The following is a 24,393-nucleotide window of genomic DNA, read 5'->3' on the forward strand; positions in this document are numbered from 1 at the left end:
GGTACTTCCGGCCGCCGGGTCGCGGACGCGGCGATCCTCATGCCGCCCCGAACACGGCCGACCCGAACACGCTCGCGCCCCGATCGGCCGGGCCGACCGCGGTGCGGAAGCAGTCGAACAGTTCGCGGCCGGTGCCGATCGGCGTCGCCGTCACCCGGGCGCACGGCCGCGCGGCGAGTTCCGCCGGATCCACCAGAATACCGAGTTCGCCTGTCTCGGCGTCCAATTCGATGATGTCGCCGTCCACGATGCGCGCGATCGGCCCGTCCGCCGCGGCCTCGGGCGTCAGATGCATCGCCGTGGGCACCTTGCCCGACGCGCCCGACATCCGCCCGTCGGTGACCAGCGCGACCGCGTACCCGCGATCCTGGAGCACGCCCAGAGCCGGTGTGAGCTTGTGCAATTCGGGCATCCCGTTGGCGCGCGGACCCTGGAATCGCACCACCGCGATCATGTCCCGATTCAGCTGCCCGTCCCGGAACGCGGCGAGAAACTCTTCCTGATCCTCGAAAACCCTTGCGGGAGCGCGCACCACCCGATGTTCGGGCGCGACCGCCGACACCTTGATCACCGCGCGACCCAGCGATCCGTCGAGCATGCGCAGCCCGCCGTCGGGCGCGAACGGATCGGCCGCCGACCGCAGCACCGATTTGTCGCCACTGTCGGAAGGCCCACGGTGCCAAGCGATCTCACCGTCCGCCTCGAGCACCGGAACCTCGCGGTAGTGGCTGCTGAGACCGTGTCCGGCGACGGTGGTGACATCGTCGTGCAGCAGTCCGGCCCCGAGCAGTTCGCCGATCAGCTGCGGCATACCGCCCGCCCGCTGATAGGCGTTGATGTCGGCGACACCGTTGGGATAGATGCGCGTCAGGGTGGGCACCACGGCCGAGAGTTCCGCGAAATCGTCCCAGCGCACGTCGATTCCGGCCGCGGCGGCCATCGCCACCAGATGCATGGTGTGATTGGTGGACCCGCCGGTGGCCAGCAGCGCGACGATGCCGTTGACGACGGCGTGCTCGTCGATCACCTCACCGATCGGGGCCGCCCCGCCGCGCAACGCGGTCAACTCCACGATGCGCCGCCCGGCCGCGACGGTCAGCGCCCGGCGCAGCGGGGTGTTGGGCGCGACGAAGCTCGCGCCCGGCAGATGCAGCCCCATCACCTCCATCAGCAGCTGATTGGAATTCGCGGTGCCGTAGAAGGTGCAGGTCCCGGGCCCGTGATAACTGGCGGATTCGGCGGCGAGCAGATCCGCGCGGCTCGCCGCACCCTCGGCGTAGCGCTGCCGGATCCGGCTCTTGTCGGCATTGGCCAGGCCCGAGGGCATCGGCCCGGCGGGCACGAACAGCATCGGCAGATGCCCGAACGACAGCGCACCGATCACCAGCCCCGGCACGATCTTGTCGCAGACGCCGAGCAGCAGCGCGCCGTCGAACATGTCGTGGGACAGCGCGATCGCGGTCGACATCGCGATGACGTCCCGGCTGAACAGCGACAACTCCATACCCGCCCGGCCCTGGGTGATGCCGTCGCACATGGCGGGCACCCCGCCGGCCACCTGCGCGACCCCGCGCGCCCCGGTGATGGCCTCGCGCAACACATCCGGATAGTCCCGGTACGGCTGATGCGCCGAGAGCATGTCGTTGTAGGCGGTGACGATCGCGATATTGGGCCGCGTCTCGCCGTGCAGGGCGAGCTTGTCCGCCGGTGCGCAGGCCGCGACGCCGTGCGCGATATTGCTGCACGCCAACGACATTCGTGCCGGGCCGCGGGAGGCGGCGGCCCGGATGCGAGTCAGATACGCCTGCCGGGCGCCCGCGCTGCGCTCGGAGATGCGGGCGGTGACGGCGGCCAGGACGGGATGGACGGGGTGGGCGGGCGAATCCAGGTGGACCGGCATCGCGGACTCCTTCGGGTGTGATCGGCCACACATCACGCTAGAGATACTTAGGTTTATTTGCAAGCAAACTTTGGTTTGAAAAGATCAAAACAAACGGTACTTGCTACCGAGCTGGACAGATACTGTGGTCCCGAAGAACTCGAGAACTCGGCTCGAGGATGCGGCGAGGAGGTGCGGTGACCGGTCGACCGATGGCGACGCCCGGCGTGTCGGCGGGTGACGTGCTGGCGCTGATCCGCAGTAACGAGGTGGTCACCCGCGCGGACATCCGGCGCTTGACCGGCCTGTCCCGCACGGCGGTGACGCTGCGTGTCGAGCAACTGCTCGAACGCGGTCTGGTCGTCGAGCGCGCCGACGGCGGTTCCACCGGCGGCCGTCCGCCGACGCGGCTGATGTTCAACCCCGAATCCGGTCTGGTGCTGGCGGCCTCGACCGGCGCCAGTCGCGCCCAGGTCGCCGTCTGCGATCTCGCCGGACGCGTGCTCGCCGAGGCCGAATTCCCGGTTCCGGCAACGGGAGTCACCGAATCGGTACTGGTCGACGCGGCCGAGCGGATGGACGCGCTACTGGCGAAGGTGGAGAGCGAGGCCGGTGCGCGGCGGCGGGTGCACGGGGTCGGGGTGAGTGTGCCCAGCGCGGTCGACGTGGCCACCGGGCACAGCGTCGGCACCGGGCCCGCGCTGGGTGAGGTGGCCGTCGCGGAGTACTTCACCGGACGTTTCGGCGCGCCGGTCCGGGTGGACAGCGATGTGAACGCGCTGGCGCTGGCCGAGCACGCCCGGCATCCGGAGGTCTGTGATCTGTTGCTGCTCAAGGCATCCACGGGGATCGGCGCGGGCATCATCGCCGGTGGCCGGTTGCAGCGCGGGGCCTGGGGCGGGGCGGGGGAGATCGGGCACATCAAGGTTGCCGGTGCGCCGGATCGGGCCTGCCGCTGCGGGGACAACTACTGCCTGGAGACCGTGGCCGGTGGCTGGGCACTGCTGGAACAGCTTGCCGCACAGGGAAAGTCGGTATCCGGTCTACCCGAACTGGTCGAACTCGTGCATGCCGGTGACGCCGACGCGCTGCGGGTGGTGCGCGAGGCCGGACGCCGGATCGGCGAGGTGCTGGCCGCGGCGGTGAATCTGCTCAATCCCGCGCTCATCATCGTGCGCGGGGATCTGTCGCACGCCTACGAACCGCTGGCCGCCGGGATGCGCGAGCTGATCTATCAGCGTTCCTCGGCGCTGGCCACCCGCGCGCTGCGGGTGGAACCGGGCGCGCCCGACGCGCCCACCGGAGTCGCCGCCTGTGCCGCGATGATCTTGGATCAGGTGCTCGCACCCGCCGCCGTCAACGCCCTGCTGGACACCTGAATCAGGTAATTTCGACGCACCCTGTCCGATATCCCATGAGATCTTCGTCACAGTTCTACGATCGGACGCATGCCAGCCCTGCGGAACGGATCGACGATGATCGAGGGGCGGGTGGCGTGCGAAACGCCGGGGGGAGCGACGATCGCATTCCGGGGTGGGCCCGGTGTCCCCGTCGCGGTTGCCGCGCGCGGTGAGGCGCGCGGGGCGAGATCGGCAATGCTGTTGGGGCGCAAGAGTATCAGCTTCCGGATCGGCTACGCCGACGGGTCGGTGGTGCGGGTGGAACCGCTGGACGAGGTGAGTATCGCGCTGCGTCGCGGTGACGGCGCGGCGATCGGGACGATTCTGCGCGGGGAAACCGTCACCGCCGTCGCGGCCACCGGTGGCACGGTGTTCCATGTCGTGCCCGATGCGGGTGAGTCGTGCACTCCCGAGCTGTTCCGGCTCGTCCTGCTGGATCGGTCAGGTGGTGAATTCGGGCGGTTGGACGTCATCCGCACGGTCGGCGGCTGGGCCTCGCACCGTCTCGCGGATCCGCTGGGCGACACCTATCTGTGGTGGGATCGCGGCGGCGAATCGCTGCCGGTGCCGATTCTGGGGACCCGCCTGGCCGTGCCGTATCCGCTCGATCGGGTCGAACGCGATATGGCCCTGGCCGCCTGCGCCGACATCGCATTGGGGTTGCGGCCGTACATTCCGGCGATGCGATCGGGCTGTGCGGTCGGGCCTTGATCCGATTGTGCTGCCGCGCACGGGAACTCAGGAATTTCACAGGCTTCCGAAACCGATCGTGTCTGGTGCCGGTGAATTGCCCGGTGGCTCAGCTTTTCGCCGGGACCGACGCCGATCGAACGTTCGGCAGGCCCAGGTTGTCGCGCAGGGTGACGCCGGTGTACTCGGCGCGCAGTACGCCGCGGTCCTGGAGTAGCGGCACCACCTGGTCGACGAATTCGTCCAGGCCCCAGGGGACCAGGTGGGAGCCGAGGATGAAGCCGTCCGAGCCGTCGTCGGCGACGAATTCGGTTATCTGATCGGCGATTCGGGCCGGGGTGCCGACCAGCGGGCCGCGTTCGAACTGGTCGATGACGGCCTCGCGGAGGGTGAGTTTCTTGGCCTCGGCGACCTGGCGGAGGCGGGCGGCGGTGGCGAAGCGGTCCTGGTGCAGGAAGGCGCGGCCCTGGATGATCGGCGGGGCGTCGGGGTCGGGATCGATGGCCGGGACCGGGCCCTCGGGGTCGTAGCCGGACAGGTCGCGGTTCCAGATCTGTTCCAGCAGGATCAGCGCGGTCTGGCCGGTGACCTGCTCGTTGCGGATGGTGTGGTACTTCTCGATCGCCTCGGCCTGGGTGTCGCCCAGGACGAAACTCGCCGAGGGCAGGATCTTGATGTCGTCGGCCGCGCGTCCGGCCGCGATCGCGCGAGATTTGATGTCCCGGTAGAACTCCGCGGCCTCGGGCAGTTTGCCGTAGGGGGAGAAGATGGCGTCGGCATTGGCCGCGGCGAAGGCCCGCCCCTGCGGGGAGACACCGGCCTGGAGCACCACCGGCCGGCCCTGCGGGCTGCGCGGGACGGTGAATCGGCCGGAGATGTCGAATTGGCTTCCGCGGAAGGCGAATTCACCGGCGTCGGGGCGGGCCAGGAAGCGGCCCGCCGCACGATCCGCCACGATGTCCTCGGCATCCCACGAATCCCATAGGGCGCGAACGGCATTCAGCGTCTCCTCGGCGCGGGTGTAGCGGTCCGCCGGATCCAGGAAGCCGCCGCGCCGGAAGTTCTGCCCGGTGAAGGCGTCGAACGAGGTGACCACATTCCAGGCGGCGCGGCCCCCGGACAGATGGTCCAGGCTCGCGAATTGCCTTGCCAGTTCATAGGGTTCGTTGAAGGTGGTGTTGATCGTCCCGGCGAGTCCGAGATGTTCGGTGACCGCGGCGAGCGAGGCCAGCACGGTGAAGGTGTCCGGGCGGCCGATGACGTCCTGGTCGAAGATGCGACCCGCGCGCTCGCGCAGGATCAACCCCTCGGCGAGGAAGAAGAAGTCGAACCGGCCGCGTTCGGCGGTGCGCGCGGTGTGTTCGAAACTGCTGAAATCGATCTGGCTGCCGGCCCGGGGATCCCACCACGCGGTGTGGTGGTTGACCCCACCGAGGTAGGCGCCCAGGATGACCTGCTTACGGGGAGAACTCATAATCGGCCTCGGTTCAGGCGTTCGCGTAACGGTTGGGGACGGTGGTGGGCAGCCCGAGCAGCCCGCGCAGCGAGCCGTCCGGGTAGCCGGTGCGAAACAGGTTGCGGTGCTGGAGAATCGGGACGAGCCGATCGGCGATGATCGCCAGATCATCCACCGCGACTCCCGGGCGCAGACGGAATCCGTCCAGCCCCGATGCGTGCCACTCGGTGAGCAGATCGGCGAGCTCCTCGGCACTTCCAGCGAAAACCACAGCGTCGGAGGTGAATTCGGTGCCCGCGTAATCATCGAGCCGGGCCAGCCGGGCCGCGCCGCTTTCTGTCTGGGTATCGAGGAATACGACGAGATCGGCATAGACCCGCAGCGGTTCACCGGTGCGATCGGCCTGCGCGGCGGTGACCTGTTCGAGAACCGGCCCCGGCCCGTCGGCGCGATCGGGCGTGACGAACACCAGATCAGCTGTGCGGGCGGCGAATTCGTAGATCAGCGGCGCATGGGCGAGCGCCGCCACCACGGGCTGCCCCTGCGGCGGACGCGGCGTGATGGACGGACCCCGCACCGCGAAGTGCTCGCCCCGAAAGTCGATGTAGTGCAACTTGTCCCGATCGATGAACCGCCGGGCGTCCACATCGCGGATCTCCGCGTCGTCCTCCCAGCTGTCCCACAGTCGCCGCACCACCTCGACCGCATCGGCTGCCTCGTCGAACAATTCGCGCACCGGACCGGTCGCTCCCGCCGCCACCGCTTCGGCGAGTTCGCCGGGGGTGAGCTCGGGCACCGTACGACGCCCGAAATGCGCTGCCTCCGCGGCCGTTCCGGATACCCGTACCTGCCAGCCTGCCCGTCCACGGGAGGTGAAGTCCAGTGTGGCAAGGGCTTTCGACACATGGAACGGTTCGGTGTGGGTGGTGGTCACTACCGGGATGAGCCCGATGTGCCGGGTGACCGGCGCGACCCGCGCGGCGATCAGCTGCGCGTCGATCCGGGCACGCACGCGATCGACCGCATCGGCCGGAACCCCGCGCACCTCCGGCGCGGTGAGGCTGTCCTCGATGCTCACGAAGTCGAGCAGCCCGCGCTGCGCAGTGCTCACCAGATCGACCCAGTAGCCGGGGGAGAACAGCTCGGTGGGCCGGGAGCCGGGTTCGCGCCACGCGGCGGGATGCCAGCCCGCCCCGTCCAGCGCGACGCCCAGATGCAATGGGTCCGGATGCCGTGGATTCGATGCCATCGTCTCGGTGATCCTGTCCGTGCGGCGAATGGGCGACACTGGTCACGATGCTGTCCGGGGCGTGCGGCGTCAACGATTGGAATCAGCTCGAGCCGAGGGAAATATATTGCGGGCGAGGTGAATTGAACATCGCGTGACGATCGATACCACCGTGGCGGCGCCGACCGCGCTGCACCCTCTCGACGATCCGGTGCGCACCGCACTGCTCGGCGCGCACCACCGCTTCGCCGACTGGTCCGGCCGGATCGGCCGCTACGATCCGCAGGTCGCCCGCTTCGTCGGCCATCCGCCGGTCCTGGACGCGCGCGACTGGAGCGATCTGGCCGCGCTGCTGGGTCCGGGCGGTTCGGCCGGACTGCGCGGCTACCACGTGCCGCCGCCGGGCTGGACGGTGCTGGACGAGATCGGCTCGGTGCAGATGGACGGCACCGCACTGGCTGTCGCCCACGATCCCGATCTCGAAATACTCACCGCCGCAGACGTTCCCGAGATCCTGGAACTGATCGATCGCACCAAACCCGGCCCGTACGCGGAGCGAACCATCGAGATGGGCGTCTATCTGGGGCTGCGGGTCGACGGCCGACTGGTCGCCATGGCCGGGGAGCGCATGCATCCGCCCGGCTGGACCGAGATCAGCGCGGTGTGCACCGACGCCGAGTTCCGCGGCCGCGGCATCGCCACTCGCCTGATCCGCGCGGTCGGCGCCGGTATCCGCGCCCGCGGCGACCTCCCGTTCCTGCACGCCCTCGCGGCCAACACCACCGCGATCGACCTCTACCGCACCCTCGGTTTCACCGTGCGGAAGCGTTCGGTGCTGACCGTCGTCCAGGCTCCCGACGCGCCCTGATCCGGGGTCCGCACCGACGCCACCGAGTCGGCAGCAGGACATCCCGGCCCACGCTCCCCACATCAGGCGCAGATGTGAACTTTGCGCTATTGCGCCGAAATCGATTCCGGCGCACGGGTGGCGATGAATCATGGACGGATGGATGCCGCTCGGGCAGAGCCCGGAGGATCAGCGGAGCGCAATCGCGAAAGTTGGGACACGCCAACAGAAATGCCCGTGTTTCGGGATGATTCCGACGTTCCGTACCCACCGCAGACCGATCCCGGTCGCCTGGCGCTGGGGCGCGTGGTGGACGACCGCTATCTGATCATCGCCAAGCTGGGCCAGGGCGGGATGGGCACGGTGTGGAAGGCCCGCGACAGCCGCATCGCCCGTGACGTCGCGATCAAGGAACCGCACCTACCGCGACTACTGTCCGAGGCCGACCGGGCCGTTGTCGCGCTACGCCTGGAACGGGAGGCCCGCGCCGCGGCGCAGATCGATCATCCGGCGGTGGTCACCATCCACGACGTGCTGACCGGACACGAGCAGCCGTTGATCGTGATGGAGTTCATCGACGGGCAATCCCTGGCCGATCTGCTGGCCGAGGGCACCCTCACCCCCGACCGGGCCGCCCGGATCGCGCTGCCGATCGTGGGCGCGCTGGTCGCCGCGCACGCCTGCGATGTGCTGCACCGCGACGTCAAACCGTCCAACATCATGATCGGGCGCGGCGGCCGGGTGGTCCTCACCGATTTCGGCGTCGCCTCGGTCCAGGGCGAGGCGTCCACGACATACACCGGGGCCGTGGCCGGTTCGGACGACTACACCGCCCCCGAACGCATCCGCGGCGTGGCCCCGGGACCGGAATCGGATCTGTTCTCGCTGGGCGCGGTGCTCTACACCGCGACCGAGGGGTTCTCCCCGTTCGCGCGGCTGTCCCGGCAGGCGACGTTCGAGGCGGTGCAGTTCAGCGAACCGCCGCCGCCCCGGCGCGCGGGCGATCTCACGGATCTCGTGCTCGGCTTGTTGCGCAAGGATCCGGCGGCCCGGCCGGGGATCGCGGAGATCACGGCGATTCTCGAGCATGTCGCCGCGACGCCCCCGGGACCGAACTCGGAGCGGGAAGAACCGGTCGAACCCTCCGCACCGGACCTTGCCGAGCCTGCCCGTCCGAAGTGGGTCCTGCTCGCGTTGACCGCTCTGTGCGCGGCGGTGATCGCGGGATTGGTTGTCGCACTGGTGATGTGGTTCGGCGGCATCGCGCGGCATCCGATGGACGAACCCCGTGCCACCGCCGCCGAGAAGCCCGTGGTTCCACCGGGCTGGACCGCGGTGCACAAGATCGGCGCGACGATCGCGGTCCCGTCCGGATACCAGGCCGTGGACCTGTACGACCACGGCGGCGGTGTGGCCTTCCAGACCACCCGGGGGCAGGTCGATCGGGAATTGTTGTTGTTGCGCTGGGACATTCCGGGCGGCACCCCCGAGGAACGCGCCCACTACTGGTACTGGCAGAACCTCCAGAACACCGCGATCGCCGACCAGCAGGTGACGCTGTCCCGGATGCGGGTGAACGGCCGCACCGGCATCGTGCTGACCATGACCTTCCGCGGCGACGGCGGGCAGCTGTGGCGGAAGCGGGAGCTGTACTACGACTCCGGTCATCAGCCGTGGAAGATCGTCGTGGACTGGGCGGTCGACGGTGCGCAGAACACCGACGGTGACGATCTCTTCGAAGGTGCGGTGCGTTCGTTCAGCACCGGGTAGGTGTGCGGTGATGCGAGGCGGTTCCCCTGCCTCGCAACAGTATCCGCATCGCGCTGTCGTCGGCTCAGTGGCCCTCCGGCTCCTCGATCAGCGCGAGATCCGCGGGCGAGAGCGTGCCCGACCGCATCAATTCCTGAATCAGGTTGTGGTTCAGGATATTTCCGATCGGCTGCGGCATGTTCTCCGGATCCAGGCCGTCCACACCCCAGGCGGACAGGCGATGCCGGACGTCGGTGACCACGGTGTCCACCCGCCGCCGTTTCCAGTCCGCGTCCGGCTGCAAGTCGATCAGCTGCTCGGCGGTGGCGTCCCGGGTCAGCGGTTGCGGATGGTGTTCCTGACGCAGATAGCGCTGTCCGAGCACCACCAGAACCAGGCGCTCGCGATCGGTGAGATGGTGCGGCACACCGGGATCGGTGTCGTCGCGATGCTTGGGGATCGGATCGTGCCGCTGCGGACCGGTCACGAAGATCTCCAGCAGATGTTCGCGCTGTTCGGACCCTCGGATATACACCGGCGTGTATCCGGTGGCGAGCGGAATCGGCTCCGCGTCCTGATACAGCAGATACGAATCCGCTATCCGGATCGGTTGTCCACCAAGGTTTTTGATGATCCACCTGGTGCCGGAACGCAGGATGGTGCCGTGATGGCGGCTGACCCTTAGATCGTCCTCGCCGACGCACAGATCCATCACCGGCCGATTGCGGCCGAAGAGGACTTCGCGCCCCGGGTCGGGGGTGAAGATCGCCCCGTCGCCGAGCGATAGTAGCGAGATGGTGCCCGCGACGGGCCGTCCACCCTTCAGCAGGTTGTGATGTGTTCGCGGAAATCGTTGTACACCAGGTGAATTCAGTGTCAGAGTCATCGGTCTCACTCGCTCTGTCGAGTCGTGGAATTGATGTTGCGGGACCATCTTGGCAGCACCGTCCCGGCCTGTCCGGCGAATCGGCTCGAAGACGGTGTCGATCGGTCCGTTCGGCGTGTCGAGGTCAGATCGGCCGAACAGTCACGGTCACAGTGCGATTCAGCGCTGGGCCGGTGCTCGTGTCGGCCGGGTAGGGCGGATTCGCGGCACCCGCGCTGGCCAGCAGGAACACCGGCAGCGGCAGACCGCTGACCCCCGACAGCCGCACCGCCGCGATCCGGGCCCGCGCGAGACCCAGTTCGACGGTGTCGGTGTAACCGAGCGTCGGCGAGGGTGTCGCGTCCTCGGTGTGGCCGGTCACGGTCACCGCGACCCGCGCGCCGAAGCGGGGGAGCAGGTGGCCGAGGCGATCCAGGGCGGCGGTTCCCGTCGGCGCGAAAGTCGTTCCCACACTGAATAACCCGTGCGGGAAGGTGACGGTGAGCGCATCGCCGTCGGAATACGATCGCAGGGCCGGTTCGGCGGTCACCGCGGTCGTGAGATCACGCAGTAGCGCCCGACGTGTCGCGGTGGGGCCCTCGGATTGTTCGGCGACCGTGGCAAGCCGCGCCGCCTGATCCCGCTGAGCACGCTGGACATCATCCAACTGGGCCGCGACCGCCGGACGCTGCTGGCTCAATGCCACACCCGCCGCCACCCCACCCGCGCCGAGCGCCCCGGCCACCACCAGCGCGAGCGCGATCCGGCCCGGCCGCCGCCGCACACGGCCCGACTGAAGTGCGGCGATGCGTCTGCGGCCCCCTCGTGCCGCGGACGCATCGCCACCTGCCCGCTGGGCTGCCGCCCAGCACTCGTCGGCATCGGCGAGTTCCCCGCGCTGGGCGTGCACGCGGGCGAGCAGATCCAGGACGTCCGGATCGGTGCTGTCGTGGCCGCCCAGGTCGGTCAGCACCTGTGCGGCGTCGTCGTAGCGGCCCGCGCCGGCGAGTGCGGCGGCGTGCGCGGTGGTGGCGTTCACCAGCGCCTCCCCACGGTGCTGCCGAAGCCGCCGGGGGTGCGGTCCACGTCGAAGTCGTCGGGGGCGAGCTTGTCGAGCTGCATGAGGACCTGTTGCAGTTCGATGTTGTCGCCGCTCTCCAGCGCGATCCGGCCCTTGCGCAGCAGCCGCTGGATCGCCGGGTCGGGACTACCGCTCAACGCCTCCTCGCGTCCGGCGAAGACCACCGCCTCCAGCCGCCCCGAATCGCGCAGCACCTCGCGGAAGATCTCGCGCACGACGTCGATCTGACGACGCAGCACCGTCTCGTCCCCGGCGGTGATGGCGTTCTCGATGGCGCGTTCGGCATCGCGCAGGGTGGCGCGACGAGTCGCGTTGCCCCAGCGTTGAATCGGCTCGCGCACCGATTCGAGCATGTCGGTCGCCTCGGCGGCCAGCTCCGGAAGTACCAGGGCCGCTTCGATATCGGCGAGTGCGGCCTGCGCGTCGTGCAGGCGGTTCTCGCATTCGCGGGCCGCGTCCGGATCGACCGCCGCGGCCTCGGCACGGTTGCGGACCTGTTCGACCGCGCCGTCCCGGGCGAAGGCGGTGATCATCGTGGACACCGATGCGCCCGCGGAGCCCAGCTGCCGGGCGCGGTCGGACAGATCCTGCGCACGGGTGTCCAGATCCTGTGCCGCGCCGCGCAATTCGTCGGCATCGGTGGAGGTGTTGCGGCCGAGGTCGACGGTGATGGGGAACTCCTCGTCGAGGATCGGCACGTAGGCGTTGGCATGCACCTGGAAGCTGGTATCGATCCGCAGTTCGACCTCCACCTCGCTACCCGCGGGCACGTCGCGGGCGACCGCACTCGGCACGATGTCCAAGGCCCCGATCAAGGTGTTGAGATCCGCTTTCGAACGTTCCCCCGAGACGAACGGGACCCGGATCAGCCCCGAGTTCGAGTTGCGTCGCACGGCCACGGTCGAACGCAGCACCTCGCGCGTCTTGGCTTCCAGCTCGGATCCCTTGCGTACCAACCACAACACCTCGTTGTCGTCCAGCCCGATACCGACCGAATGACTCAGCGTCGGCGGGGTGCCGACCAGGCTCGCGTGCCGGTAGCTGATCCGGCCCGGTTCGCAGTCCACCGGGTTACCTTGTGCGTCATGGATTTCCACCAGATAGCGGTTGGTGGTCTCCGCCTCGGCGTGCACCCTGGTGGTGAAGGCGCCGTTCGCGGTGAGCGGGACCTTGCCGCTGCGCCACGGCGGTTCGCCGTCGGGGTTGACGAATTCGACGGTGGCCCCGGTCCAATCCCGGTCCTGGGCCGCGCGGATACGCCCGCCGATCAACGGGTCCGGATCGGAGCCGACCGGTTCGTGCGACATCTCGATGATCACCCGGCCGCTCTCGGTCGGCCGCGCCCGCGCGGGCAACCGCTGGGTGCTCGCGAACATCGCCGCGCCGCGTGCCACCACGGTCACCGGGTCCAGGCTGTGATCGAGCGCGATGCCCAGGCCCTCGTCGGGATCGGCCAGCAGCTTCCGCAGCCCTGGGGCGAGGGTCGCGCCGCCGACCAGCAGCACTCGATCGATATCACCGGGACCCAGTTTGGATTCGGCAAGTGCCTTGCGGCACAACTCGATCGACTGCCGATAGCGCGGCATCGCCAGGCGTTCCAGCTCGGCTCGGGTGATCGAATAGGCGAAGTCGACGTCGCTTTTGCCTGGGCCCGGAAGTTCTATCTCACCGCTGGTCCGCTCGGTGCGGGAGAGTTCGATCTTCGCGTTCTCGGCCGCGGCCTTCAACTTCGCGATGGCCTTCGCGTAACGTGCATTTCCCCGGGCCAATTCGGTGAATCCGGGTTCCTTGCGGGCCTCCGGAATGAGCAATTGCTCCACGATGGCCCAGTCGATCAACTTGCCACCGAGAAAATTGTCACCGGCGTGATTGATCGTGCTGAACTCGCCGTCGGCGACCCGGATGACGGCCGCGTCGAAGGTGCCGCCGCCGAAGTCGTAAACCAGCCAGAAGCCGCGCTCGACCGACTTGCCCGCGCTGTATGCCCAGGCGGCCGCGCTCGGTTCCTGGATCAGCGGCGCGAATTCCAGGCCCGCCGCCGCGGCGGCATTGCGCGTCGCATCGCACTGATCGAGTTCGAAGGCGGCCGGTACGGTGATCACCGCCGCGCCGATATTCTCCTCCTCCGACGACCGGACATCCTCCCGCAGCGATTTCAACACCTCGGCGGACAATTCCTCCGGGCTCATGTTGATATCGGCCGCGGCGAAATGCTTGTGTGTGCCGCGCATTCCCATCTGTAGTTTGAATTCGGCGCAGGCGTTGTCCGGATCGGATTCCACCCGTTCCTTCGCGCGCATGCCGACGAATTTGCTCTTCATACGGTTCACGTACACCGCGGACGGCGTGAAATCGGACTGGTCGTTGTTCCGGATCACTCGCGCGCCGCTGCCGTCGACAACGGCGATCGCACTGTTGGTGGTACCGAGATCGATACCGAAATCGATGGTCTCGCGTGTCATGGTGCTCGTCCTAATCGGTTGCGGGCACGGGGATTTCGTGCCCGGGGTGGTCTCGGTACTCGGGCTCGGCAGCGTCGGTCTGCGCGGGTATGCCGACGATCACCTGACCGATCTGAATGCGTCGCCCGGACCGGTAGATCGACGGCAGGACCGTTTCCACGACGATCTCGCGGTCGAATCCCGGCTGCGGTTCATAGGCCATCACGTCCAGGGAGAACCCCGGATCGAAGACGGCTCCGTCGTGATCCTGGATCCGAATTCGTCCTTGCTCCAGGCGTTCTCGTACGGCGGTCAGATTTCTGGTGGCCAGCCGCTGCGCCCTGGGCGCCTCGCCGTCCTCGGACGCGAATCTGCGCAGTACCCGCCAGACGCCGGTGGCCACGTCGGCGACCACGGCGTCGTCGAGATCGTCCAGCTCCCGGTCGGCGGGCACGATCGGATCCGGTTCATCGGTGATCGGGGCCGCGGTGGCCGGATCGGCGAGATATCGCGTGGGCTCGGGAATCCGGAATTCCGGCGGGAACCGGTACTGCCGTATGCGCCGGTGCACGGCTGCCAACGATGCCATTGTCGCCTCTCATTCGGCCCGGTGTGCGGTGGGCCGGGTGGTGGTGGAAACGAGGAGCCAGACGATGCGCGCGGCGTTCAGCAGCGCGAGCGCCCCGACCGCGATCAGGAAGACGGTCCGCCCGGTACCGCCGTCGTACGGCCGGATGAATGCGACGAGGAAGCCGAGCAGCACGATCGCCCGCCAGATTCGCGCCCCGATCGTCAACGGCACCTTGCCGTAGAAGAACCGCTCGTCGCGCAGATAGGAGGCCAGCGGGATCGGGATGAGCAGCGGCGCCATGTAGTGCGTGGCGATGTAGGTGCCGTCCTTGCCCGGTGCCCGGTGGCCCGCCAGGAACGAGAATCCGACCAACCAGAAGCCGACGAACGGCGCACCGCGCATCGCCCCGACGATCCCGCGCCGATCCGCCAGTAGCTGCGTGATCTGTTGCCGCAGTACGGGATTGCCGATCCGCGAACGCCAGACCCGGAGCCGGTCGGCGGCGGTGTTCACCCAGCCGCGCCCGACCAGGCTCGCGACGGCGCCGACGACGGTTTCGGCCCCGACCACCTCCTCGTTGTTGTCGATCAGCTCGATCGTGGTGGGCAGCCGCGCCAGCGTGCGGGCCTGGGCCAGCATGTCCAGGGCCGCCGCGTCGTTCTTCGGATCGGCCCGGTGATGTGTTGTGGCACAGAGGTTCACGGCGCGGGCCGCCTGGTCGTAGGCCGCGTCGGTGACCGGGTCGTCGGGGCCCAGCAGGGCGGCGATCATGCGCAGCGCGGGGCGTACCCGATCGAGCAGGACGCGTCCGGCGGCGGCAGAATCCGCCGATGCGGTGGTGGCGTCCTGTTCGGCCGTCTCGCAGGCCGTGCGGACCCGGGTTTCGGCCGGTCGGGTCGCCTGGCGCAGCGCGATATCGATGACGTCGTCGTCGAACGTCGATTCGTCCAGCAACCGCAGATGCCAGTCGGCGGCGTCGGGGCCGAACTTCTCCACCCGCTGCACCGCGAGCGCGATACCCACATCGATCATGTGGCGCGGCAGGCGATCTCGCAGTCTGCGGACTACACCGGTGGTGAGCCGGGGGTCGTCGATCTCGGTGACGCGGGTGCGGGCCCGCTCCCAGATCCGATCGTCGTCCAGCACCCGCGCCCACTGTCCCAGTGCGGCGGCCCAGCGTTGCGCGCGGGGATCGTCCTCGAAGTCGGTGTCGTCGAGCTCGACGATCGAATCATCTTCCAGCACAGCGCAATGCGCGCGGATCGCGGCATCGTGCTCGGCATCCCCGGACAACCAGAGCAGTTCGTGCACCAGCCGCGCCACCGGATCGCGCAGGGTCTCGAACGCGGCCCGCACCGCATCCCCGTCCGGCGCGGGCGTCGGCGGCAGGTCCCCGGCGGGCTGATACGGCACGCCCAGACGTTCGGACAACGCCAATTCCTCACGCCGCCGCCGGATCACCGTCGGGGAGGCGTCCGGCGGCACACCGGTGATTCGGAATGCGTTGTCGCGGTACATGTTCGCGCCGACCAGCGGTCGCAGGATCCGGTCCAGCTCCTCGGCCCGACCGAGCGAACCCGTCGCGTGATCGCGATCGGATGCAGTGGTGTTCATGTCACAACTCCCTTGCGCCACAGTCGAAGCCGGCTCTCGTGGACGTCGCGCAACCGCGGCAACCGGCCGAATGCCTCTTCCATCACATCCGCCGCCTCCGGCAGCGTCGCGGCCTGCCGCGCCAAGCGCAGCGCGCGTTCGGCCAACGTCTCGGCGGCCTGTTCGTCGCCCGGAGATCGGTTGCCCAGCACGGTTTTCGAGGTGTGCTGGGTGAGATCGGTGCGGACGTGTTCGAACGGTTCGCTGCTGGTGCGGGCCCGCCAGCGGCCGAACTGCGCGGCCAGTACGCCCGCGTCGGGGGTGCGCGCGGCCGGATCGGGATCCAGGGCGGCCAGCACGATCCGGTCGAGTTCGCGGTCGACCTCGGCGTTCAATTCGTGTGGCGGGCGCGGGGGTTCGCGGCGCTGGGTGCCGAAGAACTCCACCGCGAGGCCGGCCTCGCGAAAGTCTTCCGGGTAGGGCAGCGTATCGGTGAGCAGCAGATAGGCGATGGTGCCGATGGCCCACACATCGCCCGCGCGGGAGTCGCCGTTCGGATTCAGCAGGGACTCGGGCGATTTGAACGCCAGCGTGCCGCGCGTGCTGGCCAGCTGGGTCAGCGGATTGATGTGCTTGGCCAGGCCGAAATCGCTGATCCGGGCGCGCAGTCCGGCCGGGTCGTAGCCGACCAGAATGTTCTGCGGGGTGATGTCGCGGTGGATGATCGGCGGCTGCGCGGTGTGCGCGACGGCCAGGCCCTCGGAAATCTGATGCAGGATCCGCGCCGAATCGCTCAGCGGTACGAACCGGTCGCGGTGCGAGGTCCAGAAGTTCTGGAGGTTGCCCCCGGCGATGTATTCCATTGTGAAATAGGCACGTTCGCCCTGCGGGGTGCTGACGGTGTTCGCGTCGAACACCCGGATGATGTTCGGATGCCCCATCTGGGACAGCAGGATCGCCTCGCCCAGCATGGCATCGTTCTCCCGGGCGGTGCCGGTCCGCCGGAACACCTTCATCGCCTGGCGGCCCAGGATGCGGTGCCGCACCCGGTACACCTCGGCGAACGCGCCCTCACCCAGGAACCGTTCGACCTCGTAGGTCTCGCCGATGCGCTGTCCCTCCCGCAGCAGTCGCGCGAACATCACAGATCGATCCGCTCGAGGTCGCAGGGGACCAGCGTCCCGGACCGCATGAGCTCCTGAATCAGGTTGTGGTTCAACATGTTCCCGATCGGCTGCGGCATCTCCTCGGCGGTGAGCCCGGCGAAGCCGGCGCGCGAGAGGCGATGCCGCACACCCGCGACCAGTTCCTCCACCCGCCGCGGTTTCCAGCCGAAGTCCGGCTGCATCTCGCCGAGCAGCTCCGCGGTGGCCTTCCACGTCCACGGCTGCGGATTGCGCTCGTGCCGTAGATACCGCTGCCCGAGCACAGTCAGGGCCAGTTTTTCCACCTCGTCGAGGCGGTGCGGGGTGGCGGGCAGGGTGCCGTGCTCGTGCAGCGGGCCCTGCTGACCGCGATCGATATCGGCCACGAAGATCTCCAGCACATGTTCGCGCCGCTGGGAGCCGCGAATGAACATCGGCGTGTACCCGGCGTCCAGCGGGATCGGCTGTTCGTCCTGAAAGAGCATGTGCGACTCGGCGATCCGGATCGGCTGCGCGCCCGCGTTGCTGACCCACCAGCGGTTGCCGTCGCAGATCAGGGTGCCGTGCCGGCGGCTGATCCGCAGATCGTTCTCGCCCACGCACACGTGCACCAGCGGCCGATTGCGGCCGAAGATGATCTCGCGCCCCTTCTTGGGCCGCACGCTCACCCCACCGGCCAGCGACAGCACCGAGACCGTCCCCGGCGTGGTGGCCCGCATGCCCCGGACGAGGCTGTTCTGCTCCGCCGGAATCCGCTCCCCGTCCTCGGGTTCCAATGTCCCGCACACAGTTTCACCCGTCCTGACCAGCCGAATCCGATGTCGAGCCCGACTGTGCCACCGATCCCCGGGACCGGTCCCGGACTCGGGGTAACACTGAAATTCGGATCGGGCGCTGCGGCTGTTCCGGTGGTGTGATCGCGTCCGGTGACCCGGTTGGATTACGTCCGTGCGGTTTGTTCCCGGGAAGGAGCCGATGCGTCGGGGGTGAAGGAGGCTGGGGGAACAGGCATTCCGGTGTCGCCATTACCGAATCGGTATCCGGGACGGCTGCGGTCGGGGTACAAGATCAGGAATGATGGGGTTGCGCTGGTTGTTCACCGGGGTGGTTCGCGGCCGGTTCGAAACGGGTGCGATGCAGATTGCTAAACGATAGCTATCTGCTCTCAGTCTGATCTCGCAGATTTGGTCGAGTGCTCGAAATGGTAACGCAAAGCTCGTCTTTCGCGATGGTGCCTGTCGGTTTCGGGGCTTGTGTCTGATGTTAGCTGCGACACGCAAAGTCGACTCCACCCAGATGTCCGGGAAGTAGCTGCGATGGCTCTAGAGTGGTGCGTGCTGCGGTACACGAACGCTCCCGGGGTGGAGCCGTCGGAGCGGTTCGAGTATGTGGCGCTGGAGTGGGTGAGGTGGTTTCCGGTGACCTGTGGGCGACTTGCACCGGAAGCCCCTCGCCCGCGTGGCGTGACACGGGCGGCGCTGAAATCTATGAGGGGAGAACGACAATGGGTTCACGGTCCGAGGTGTTGCGTCTCGTCGGCGAGGTCACCGATCGCTACGGTTCGCTCGATGCGTTCTTCGCTCGACTACGCGCCGAATTCGATGATCAGCCGACCGTGCAACTGCCCGTGCTCGATCCGGCCGCGGGTGAGCCGAAGGCGTGGTCGCAGACGTCGGTGGACGAGATTCCCACGGCCGCTGTGGAAGTCGAAGCGGCGGTGGAGGATTCGGCGGACGAGTACGACGATGCGGACGACGAGCCCGAATACGCGGTCGCGCCGCAGCGGTCCGGGATGTGGGGCAGGCTGACCGGTCTGATGCGGTGAGCATCGTGTACCCGCGCGGATCGGTCTGATGCGGTGAGCATCGTGTACCCGCGCGGATCGGTTGTGCGCCTTCATGGATCGGCTGTCATAGATCGGCGGTCTCCGGAAACAGCTTCTCCGCACGGCGCAGGGCGGCGGCGAAGTTGGTCAGGATGATCAGCGACGAATCGGACAGGCCGTCGGCATTGCGTGCCAGCCGACGTATCGCACCCTGGTTGAACGCATTGATCAGTTCACTGTCCGCACGCTGAATCCCGATCTCCGACACGCGATCCTCCCTTTCAACCAGACCGCGTCCCCGAAATTGTCCCGCCGATCACGATCCATCCCTGCTGTAGGCCCATCGTAAGCGGACATCGTGCCGTTCATGGGAACATCCCGGTCCGAGAGTCGCGAGGACGGTTCGCGCGGACAAGCAGACCGGTCGGCTCGGATGGGGATTTCGGACGGCGACGATCCCGCCGGACTGGTATGCCTGTATGGGCCGCGGCTCACAGCCGCGCGGCAGACGCAGGGTGAGGAGTCCGGGATGTCCCTCGAGGACAACGAGTTCGATACGCGGCAGGCGCATTCGGCGCGCATGTACGACTACTACCTCGGGGGCAAGGACAACTATCCGGCCGACCGCGAGGCCGCCTCGCAGGTGATGAACATCTTCCCGGAGGTCGGGCAGGCCGCGCGCGCCAATCGCGAGTTCATGCTGCGCGCGGTGACCGCGGCCGCGGAGTCCGGGATCGATCAATTCCTGGACGTCGGCACCGGCATCCCGACCACCCCGAATCTGCATCACGCCGCCCAGGCGGTGAACCGCGCGGCGCGAGTTGTCTACGCGGACAACGATCCACTGGTCCTCACCCACGCCCGCGCGCTGATGACGGGTTCGGACGAGGGACGGACCGCTTTCGTACTGGCCGATGTGCACGAGGCCCAACAGATCTTCGGTTCCGCCGAATTCGCCGACATCATCGACCTGTCCCGGCCGGTCGCGGTGAGCCTGGTCGCGCTGCTGCACTTCGTCGTCGAGAATCCGGCCGGGGTGGTGAAACAGCTGATGGACGCGGTGCCCTCGGGTTCCTGGCTGATCGTCTCGCACGGCGCGGCCGATCTGGACCCGGAGCGTTTCGCGGAGCTGAAACGGATCTACGACTCCTCGGGCGTGCCGATCATGTGGCGGACACGCGACGAAGTCACCGCGCTGTTCGAGGGTTTCGACCTGCTCGAGCCCGGAGTTGTGCCGCCGCACCGGTGGCGGCCGTCGGATCGGTTCTTCCTGCGCGAGGAGGTGCTGGCGGAGATGGATCGGGTGTACGGGCAGTACGCGGCGGTCGCGATCAAACCCTGAGCCAGCGGCCGTTCCCAACACCGCTGGCGGCTGCACCCTGTTCCTGTTCTATCCGGCCGGGTAGGTGCCCTTGATGACGAAGTAGGAGCCGCGGATGGTGCCGGCCAGCTTCGACTTCTGCCGCGCGAATTTGAAGGCGGACAGTTCGGCGGGGATCTCCATGCCGTCGGAGAGTTTGAAGCCGACCGCGCGTTTGCCGCCGTCGTCGAGCGTGTACATCACGTTGATCGAGAGCCCGCTCTCGTAGAACACGTACGCGATGTAGATGTTCTCGACCTGAAAAGCGGTGGCCTCCAATGGTTTCGACTCGATGACCAGTCCCCGCTCGTCCGCGAGGATCCGGCTCACCCACTCGACGGCCGGCGCGGCCTCCTGCGCCGGCTCGACCACGAAGACGTGGTCGTACTTGTTCTTGAAGTACCGCGCCTCGTTCGCCCGCAACCCGGCCAGCGCCGCCGCCACCGGCGACGACTCCAGTCCCACGGTCGAAACATCGGTGAAGTCCACTGTGTAGGGCATGACGAACTCCTCAGCTCTCAGCCGCAAGGTCTCGGCCGGACTCTACCGCCTCGCGTGCAAGCTCTCGGCAACTTGCGCGGTCATTTCAGCACGTTGACCGCGCGGGCGATGACCAGGATCCCGGTCACGAAGGAGATCCCGGCCTGCACGGCCATCATCATCTTGGCCCAGCGGGACAGCGGCATCACATCGGTCGGACTGAACGCGGTCGCGTTGGTGAAGGCCAGATAGAGGTAGTCGACGAATTCCGGCTCCCAGTTCCGATCCGCGAGCTTGCCCAACTGCATCTGCGGAAACAGCAGATCGGGATGTTTCTTACGCCCGTGCGCCCGGGCCGCCGGCCCACCCCGATCGAACTCCCAGTACCACAGCGCGAACACCAGCACATTCGTCAACCAGACCTCGGCCCCCGACGACAGCAACACCCCCGGACTGTCACTGAGCTTCCCATCGATCAACCCCTCCACCAGCCGATAAGCCGACCACACCGTGGTCACGCTCAACAACCCCGACAACGTCAACCCCGCCCACCGCAACCACCGCGCCTCCCGATCGATCCGCACCGGATTCGCCACGATCAACACCACCAACAACACCAACGCCAACCCCGGAATCAACACCCCTGGCCGCATCGTCAACCGATCCGGCAAAACCCACTGCAACCCGATAACCACCAGCACCGCCACACTGGCCGCCACCCGAGATTCCCCCGCACTACGCCGAGCCCAAGCCGGCACCACCTCGTTCTCATCACCCATCGCGCCAGTATTCCCGCCACCCCGCCCCCACACCCGAACTTCCACCCGACCCGCCCGGCGCCGTTCTCGAGTCGGACTGCCGTGCGCCCGGCAATCTGCCTGGCGCTGGCTCGGCCGCCAGCGAGAACCTGCCCGGCCGGTCTCATCACCCGAATCAGCGAATGGTCACGAAACTTGTTTCACCTCAACTTATCCCGACGGAACCGGCACTCTGAGACGTGGCTGCCTCGACTGTTCACGCTGACCGGGTCGACGTCGTTCTGCTTGACAATCTGCCGACAGGTTGCTTGATAATCTGCCGAGGGTTCCGGTGATAATCTGCCGACGTAGTGCTTGATAATCTGCCGACCGTTGGCGCTGCGGACAACGGGACAGTGGACCGCGCGGGCGATGGCCGAGATCCCGGTTACGAAGGTACTTGCCCGCGGTGAACTACATGGCCTCGAATCGAGCGATGAACGTCAGGCCGAGAGCCTCGGCGAGCCGATCCAATGTCGCGATCGTAGGCGTACCTCCACCGCCCTCGATCCGCGACAACGACGGCTGCGGGATGCCCGCCCGACGCGCAACCTCCGTCTGGGTCAGACCCAGTTCGAGACGACGTGCCCGAACCGCTTCGGCAAGCTCGTACGCGCGGCGTGCATCCTCGTATGCGCGCCGCATCTCCGGGCTGAGTCCGTCGGTATTTCCCTGACGCATCTTCCAGCGCCGATGCGCGGCCATCAGATCCTCCTGTCGTAGACGGCGCATGGTCGTGGTCGGGGCCTCCGGTGAGGCACCGCCTCATTGCGAGCCGAGCACGCTCAACCTCGGTCGTCTCCCGCTGACGGGACTTCGTGAACACCGTGAGCAATACGATCCGCTCCTGCGGTGCGAGCCGGTTCCCGTTTCGCTTCGAGATCATCGATTTCGGTTGCCGGTCGGTGGGGTGGGGAGCGGGCTCGAGCGTGCCGGGAGCTATCGGATTCTGTCCTGGATTTCGGAGCCGAGCCTGCGGACCAATGCGCGGAGGCGGTCGGGGGTGGCGGATTCGGGTTCGGTGAGGCGGAGTTGTAGGAGTTCTCGGCCTGCCGCGTGTAGGACGTAGGCGGTGTAGTCGGGGTCTTCGAGGGTTGGATTCGCTTGCAGGAGTTGGTGGATGAAGTATTTGCGGACCGCGGATTGGGAGCGGGCGAGGCGTTCGTAGAGTTCGGGTGGGGCGCCTTCGGGTGGGAAGAGGAACAGGCGCCAGGTGTCGGGGTGGGCGTCGACGGCTTGCAGGATGGCGTCGAAGACGTGCAGGGCGTCGGTGTCGCCGTCGGGGCCGACGGCCTCGTGGAACTGGGCTGCGGCGCGGGCCACCTCGCGGTCGATCAGGGCCACGAACAGGCCCGCGAGATCGCCGAACTGCTGGTAGAGCAGGGAGCGGTTGACGCCGGCCGCGTCGGCGATGCGGTTCGGGGTGGCGGCGTGGAAACCTTCGGCGTTGATGATCTTGTGCGCGACGTCGAGGATCTGCTCCCGTCGTTCCTCGGCGGTCATTCGTCGTCGCTGCGGGTTCACCCTTGACAGGGTAACTAACACTTCGTGAGTATGGTTACTAACATCTTGTTAGTTTCTGCTGGAGGCCTCGATGACGACGCACTATCCCGAGCTGGCGCGGCGCGTGCGCAGTCAGCGTGAGTTACAGCCGGAGCTCTACGGCGGGATCGATTTCGACGCCGCGCCCTACCGCCTCACCATCGATCCGGACGACGCCTCGGCGCTGCCGAAATGGGTCGCCGAACGCACCCCGATCCTGACCGATGAGCGTGTGGTGGAACTGATTTCGACCGCCACCATGCTGGGCGACACGGTCGCGGATCCGTTCGCCGCGCTGATGTCGCGGCACAGCGTGACCAGTCTGGTCGGCATGGTCCGGCAGGCTTGCCGCGAGGGCGTCGACGCGGTGCCGGACGCGCCGCCGGAACTGGTCGCGTTCATCGCCGATATGGAGGCCGCGCCCGAGTGGCTCGATATGGACATGGTGCGCAAGGGCGCTCGCCAGGCCCGGATCGAGTCGGCGCTGCTGTCGCCGTTCATCACGCGCGGTGCGTTCATCGCGACGTTCACCAATACCTATGCGGCGCTGCCGATGGCGCTGACCGGGGCGTTGTCGGGGCGGCGCGCGGCCAGGCGGGTCAACGAGACGGCCAACTTCTTCGCGGTCACCACGCTGCCGGACGCGCTGGACCGCCACGGTCCGGGTTTCGAGGCCGCGGCCATGGTGCGGCTGATGCATTCGATGGTCCGCTACAACGCGCTCGAACGTTCGGATCGCTGGGATCCGGAGGTGTACGGGGTGCCGGTGCCGCAGGTCGACCAGATGCCCGCCGGGATGATCGGGCTGTATCTCCTTGCGCAACAGATACATCGGAAGGGACGCACCGAATTCACTTCCGGTGAGCGTGCGGTGGTCGAATTCGCACGGTACCGCTGTTTTCTGCTCGGGCTGCCGGAGGAACTGCTGCCGACCACGGCCGAGGGGATCATCCAGGTCTTCCATGCCCGCGCGGCGCTGCTGCGTGACGGGTTCGACGATGCGACCTGCGGCGGGTTGATTCGCTCGACGATGGCGGCCTATCTGCGTTCGGGGGAGACGCGGTTCGACCGGATCGCCGACTCGGTCGAGAAGAGTTACAGCACAGCGGGTTTCGTGATCGCGTTCTGTCACGGGAATCGGCATGTCGCGCGGCGCATGGGGGTGTCGATCGGGGTGGGCGATCTGGCGCGCATCGCTGTGACCGCGCCCTTCATCATCGGGCGATTATTGGTTGTGACTGCGGCTAATCGGGTTCCGGTGTTGCGTCCGGCCATCGATCGGTACATCGTGCGGTTGGTGAAGCGTCGTCTTGCTGCCTATGGGAATCCTGAATTCGTCAGCGACGCAAAGAATTACACGCCTATCGCGCATTGAGTGTGCGGCGCGTTGAGTGGGCGGCGCATTGAGTGGGCGTTGAGTGGGCGGCGCGCTGAGTGGGCGGCG

22 protein-coding genes are annotated in these 24,393 nt (G+C 67.7%); 7 read left to right on the top strand and 15 right to left on the bottom strand.

Features of this window, described 5'->3' with window-relative positions; all coding sequences use genetic code 11:
- Positions 1-37 precede the first annotated feature (37 nt).
- Entirely contained in the window at positions 38-1,900 is a 1,863-nt protein-coding gene (edd, locus tag NRB20_RS34605; protein ID WP_153415630.1) for a phosphogluconate dehydratase, read from the bottom strand.
- Positions 1,901-2,076: 176 nt separating this feature from the next.
- Here edd and NRB20_RS34610 point away from each other — a divergent pair, with 176 nt between their 5' ends.
- Positions 2,077-3,258 carry an ROK family transcriptional regulator gene (locus tag NRB20_RS34610; RefSeq protein WP_319945784.1) on the top strand — a complete coding sequence of 394 codons (1,182 nt, stop codon included), beginning with the start codon at positions 2,077-2,079 and terminating at the stop codon, positions 3,256-3,258.
- Positions 3,259-3,327: 69 nt separating this feature from the next.
- Complete coding sequence (locus tag NRB20_RS34615; RefSeq protein WP_153415632.1) at positions 3,328-3,990, top strand: hypothetical protein; 663 nt, start codon at positions 3,328-3,330, stop codon at positions 3,988-3,990.
- 88 nt (positions 3,991-4,078) lie between these two features.
- Here the strand turns inward: NRB20_RS34615 and NRB20_RS34620 are convergent, their stop codons facing one another.
- Positions 4,079-5,443, bottom strand: a complete 1,365-nt coding sequence (locus tag NRB20_RS34620; protein ID WP_153415633.1) for an NtaA/DmoA family FMN-dependent monooxygenase — start codon at positions 5,441-5,443, stop codon at positions 4,079-4,081.
- A gap of 13 nt (positions 5,444-5,456) precedes the next feature.
- Positions 5,457-6,674, bottom strand: coding sequence for an LLM class flavin-dependent oxidoreductase (locus NRB20_RS34625; RefSeq protein ID WP_153415634.1), 1,218 nt, complete (start codon positions 6,672-6,674; stop codon positions 5,457-5,459).
- A 133-nt stretch (positions 6,675-6,807) separates the two neighbouring features.
- Here NRB20_RS34625 and NRB20_RS34630 point away from each other — a divergent pair, with 133 nt between their 5' ends.
- Together NRB20_RS34630 and NRB20_RS34635 are read left to right on the top strand one after the other, a co-directional pair.
- Complete coding sequence (locus NRB20_RS34630; RefSeq protein WP_319945785.1) at positions 6,808-7,521, top strand: GNAT family N-acetyltransferase; 714 nt, start codon at positions 6,808-6,810, stop codon at positions 7,519-7,521.
- Positions 7,522-7,731: 210 nt separating this feature from the next.
- Positions 7,732-9,270, top strand: coding sequence for a serine/threonine-protein kinase (locus NRB20_RS34635; protein ID WP_227834160.1), 1,539 nt, complete (start codon positions 7,732-7,734; stop codon positions 9,268-9,270).
- A gap of 64 nt (positions 9,271-9,334) precedes the next feature.
- Here the strand turns inward: NRB20_RS34635 and NRB20_RS34640 are convergent, their stop codons facing one another.
- The 7 genes from NRB20_RS34640 to NRB20_RS34670 form a co-directional block, all read right to left on the bottom strand.
- Positions 9,335-10,135 carry an FHA domain-containing protein gene (locus tag NRB20_RS34640; RefSeq protein ID WP_227834161.1) on the bottom strand — a complete coding sequence of 267 codons (801 nt, stop codon included), beginning with the start codon at positions 10,133-10,135 and terminating at the stop codon, positions 9,335-9,337.
- Between the two features lie 124 nt (positions 10,136-10,259).
- On the bottom strand, positions 10,260-11,153 hold the full coding sequence (locus tag NRB20_RS34645; RefSeq protein WP_153415636.1) for a hypothetical protein: 894 nt from the start codon (positions 11,151-11,153) through the stop codon (positions 10,260-10,262).
- Complete coding sequence (locus NRB20_RS34650) at positions 11,150-13,657, bottom strand: Hsp70 family protein (protein WP_153415637.1); 2,508 nt, start codon at positions 13,655-13,657, stop codon at positions 11,150-11,152. The genes NRB20_RS34645 and NRB20_RS34650 overlap by 4 nt, the downstream gene beginning before the upstream one ends.
- A 10-nt stretch (positions 13,658-13,667) precedes the next feature.
- Positions 13,668-14,225 carry a hypothetical protein gene (locus NRB20_RS34655; protein WP_153415638.1) on the bottom strand — a complete coding sequence of 186 codons (558 nt, stop codon included), beginning with the start codon at positions 14,223-14,225 and terminating at the stop codon, positions 13,668-13,670.
- Positions 14,226-14,234: 9 nt separating this feature from the next.
- A complete protein-coding gene (locus NRB20_RS34660) occupies positions 14,235-15,821 on the bottom strand; it encodes a hypothetical protein (protein ID WP_153415639.1) in 1,587 nt (528 codons plus the stop codon).
- Positions 15,818-16,942, bottom strand: a complete 1,125-nt coding sequence (locus tag NRB20_RS34665) for a serine/threonine-protein kinase (protein ID WP_153415640.1) — start codon at positions 16,940-16,942, stop codon at positions 15,818-15,820. Before NRB20_RS34665 ends, NRB20_RS34660 begins: the two co-directional genes overlap by 4 nt.
- Entirely contained in the window at positions 16,942-17,733 is a 792-nt protein-coding gene (locus NRB20_RS34670) for an FHA domain-containing protein (RefSeq protein ID WP_227834162.1), read from the bottom strand. Before NRB20_RS34670 ends, NRB20_RS34665 begins: the two co-directional genes overlap by 1 nt.
- A gap of 716 nt (positions 17,734-18,449) precedes the next feature.
- Here NRB20_RS34670 and NRB20_RS34675 point away from each other — a divergent pair.
- Positions 18,450-18,770: a hypothetical protein gene (locus NRB20_RS34675; protein WP_153415641.1), complete on the top strand. Its 321-nt coding sequence runs from the start codon at positions 18,450-18,452 to the stop codon at positions 18,768-18,770.
- Between the two features lie 85 nt (positions 18,771-18,855).
- On the opposite strand, the gene NRB20_RS34680 is transcribed toward NRB20_RS34675, so the two are convergent.
- Entirely contained in the window at positions 18,856-19,038 is a 183-nt protein-coding gene (locus tag NRB20_RS34680) for a hypothetical protein (protein ID WP_153415642.1), read from the bottom strand.
- Between the two features lie 99 nt (positions 19,039-19,137).
- On the opposite strand from NRB20_RS34680, the gene NRB20_RS34685 reads away from it, so the two are divergent.
- The gene (locus NRB20_RS34685) at positions 19,138-20,112 is read left to right on the top strand and encodes an SAM-dependent methyltransferase (protein WP_227834163.1); all 975 of its coding nucleotides are present in this window, start codon (positions 19,138-19,140) and stop codon (positions 20,110-20,112) included.
- A gap of 48 nt (positions 20,113-20,160) precedes the next feature.
- Here NRB20_RS34685 and NRB20_RS34690 read toward each other — a convergent pair whose 3' ends face one another.
- The 4 genes from NRB20_RS34690 to NRB20_RS34705 form a co-directional block, all read right to left on the bottom strand.
- Entirely contained in the window at positions 20,161-20,631 is a 471-nt protein-coding gene (locus NRB20_RS34690; protein WP_153415643.1) for a phage tail protein, read from the bottom strand.
- A gap of 80 nt (positions 20,632-20,711) precedes the next feature.
- Positions 20,712-21,389: a DUF1345 domain-containing protein gene (locus NRB20_RS34695; RefSeq protein ID WP_153415644.1), complete on the bottom strand. Its 678-nt coding sequence runs from the start codon at positions 21,387-21,389 to the stop codon at positions 20,712-20,714.
- A 432-nt stretch (positions 21,390-21,821) separates the two neighbouring features.
- Complete coding sequence (locus NRB20_RS34700) at positions 21,822-22,112, bottom strand: helix-turn-helix domain-containing protein (protein WP_153415645.1); 291 nt, start codon at positions 22,110-22,112, stop codon at positions 21,822-21,824.
- Between the two features lie 234 nt (positions 22,113-22,346).
- Positions 22,347-22,910, bottom strand: a complete 564-nt coding sequence (locus NRB20_RS34705) for a TetR/AcrR family transcriptional regulator (RefSeq protein WP_153415675.1) — start codon at positions 22,908-22,910, stop codon at positions 22,347-22,349.
- 91 nt (positions 22,911-23,001) lie between these two features.
- On the opposite strand from NRB20_RS34705, the gene NRB20_RS34710 reads away from it, so the two are divergent.
- The gene (locus tag NRB20_RS34710) at positions 23,002-24,324 is read left to right on the top strand and encodes an oxygenase MpaB family protein (protein ID WP_153415646.1); all 1,323 of its coding nucleotides are present in this window, start codon (positions 23,002-23,004) and stop codon (positions 24,322-24,324) included.
- Positions 24,325-24,393: the final 69 nt, after the last annotated feature.

The organism is Nocardia macrotermitis (assembly GCF_009604405.1).
GTDB classification, from domain to species: Bacteria; Actinomycetota; Actinomycetes; order Mycobacteriales; family Mycobacteriaceae; genus Nocardia; species Nocardia macrotermitis.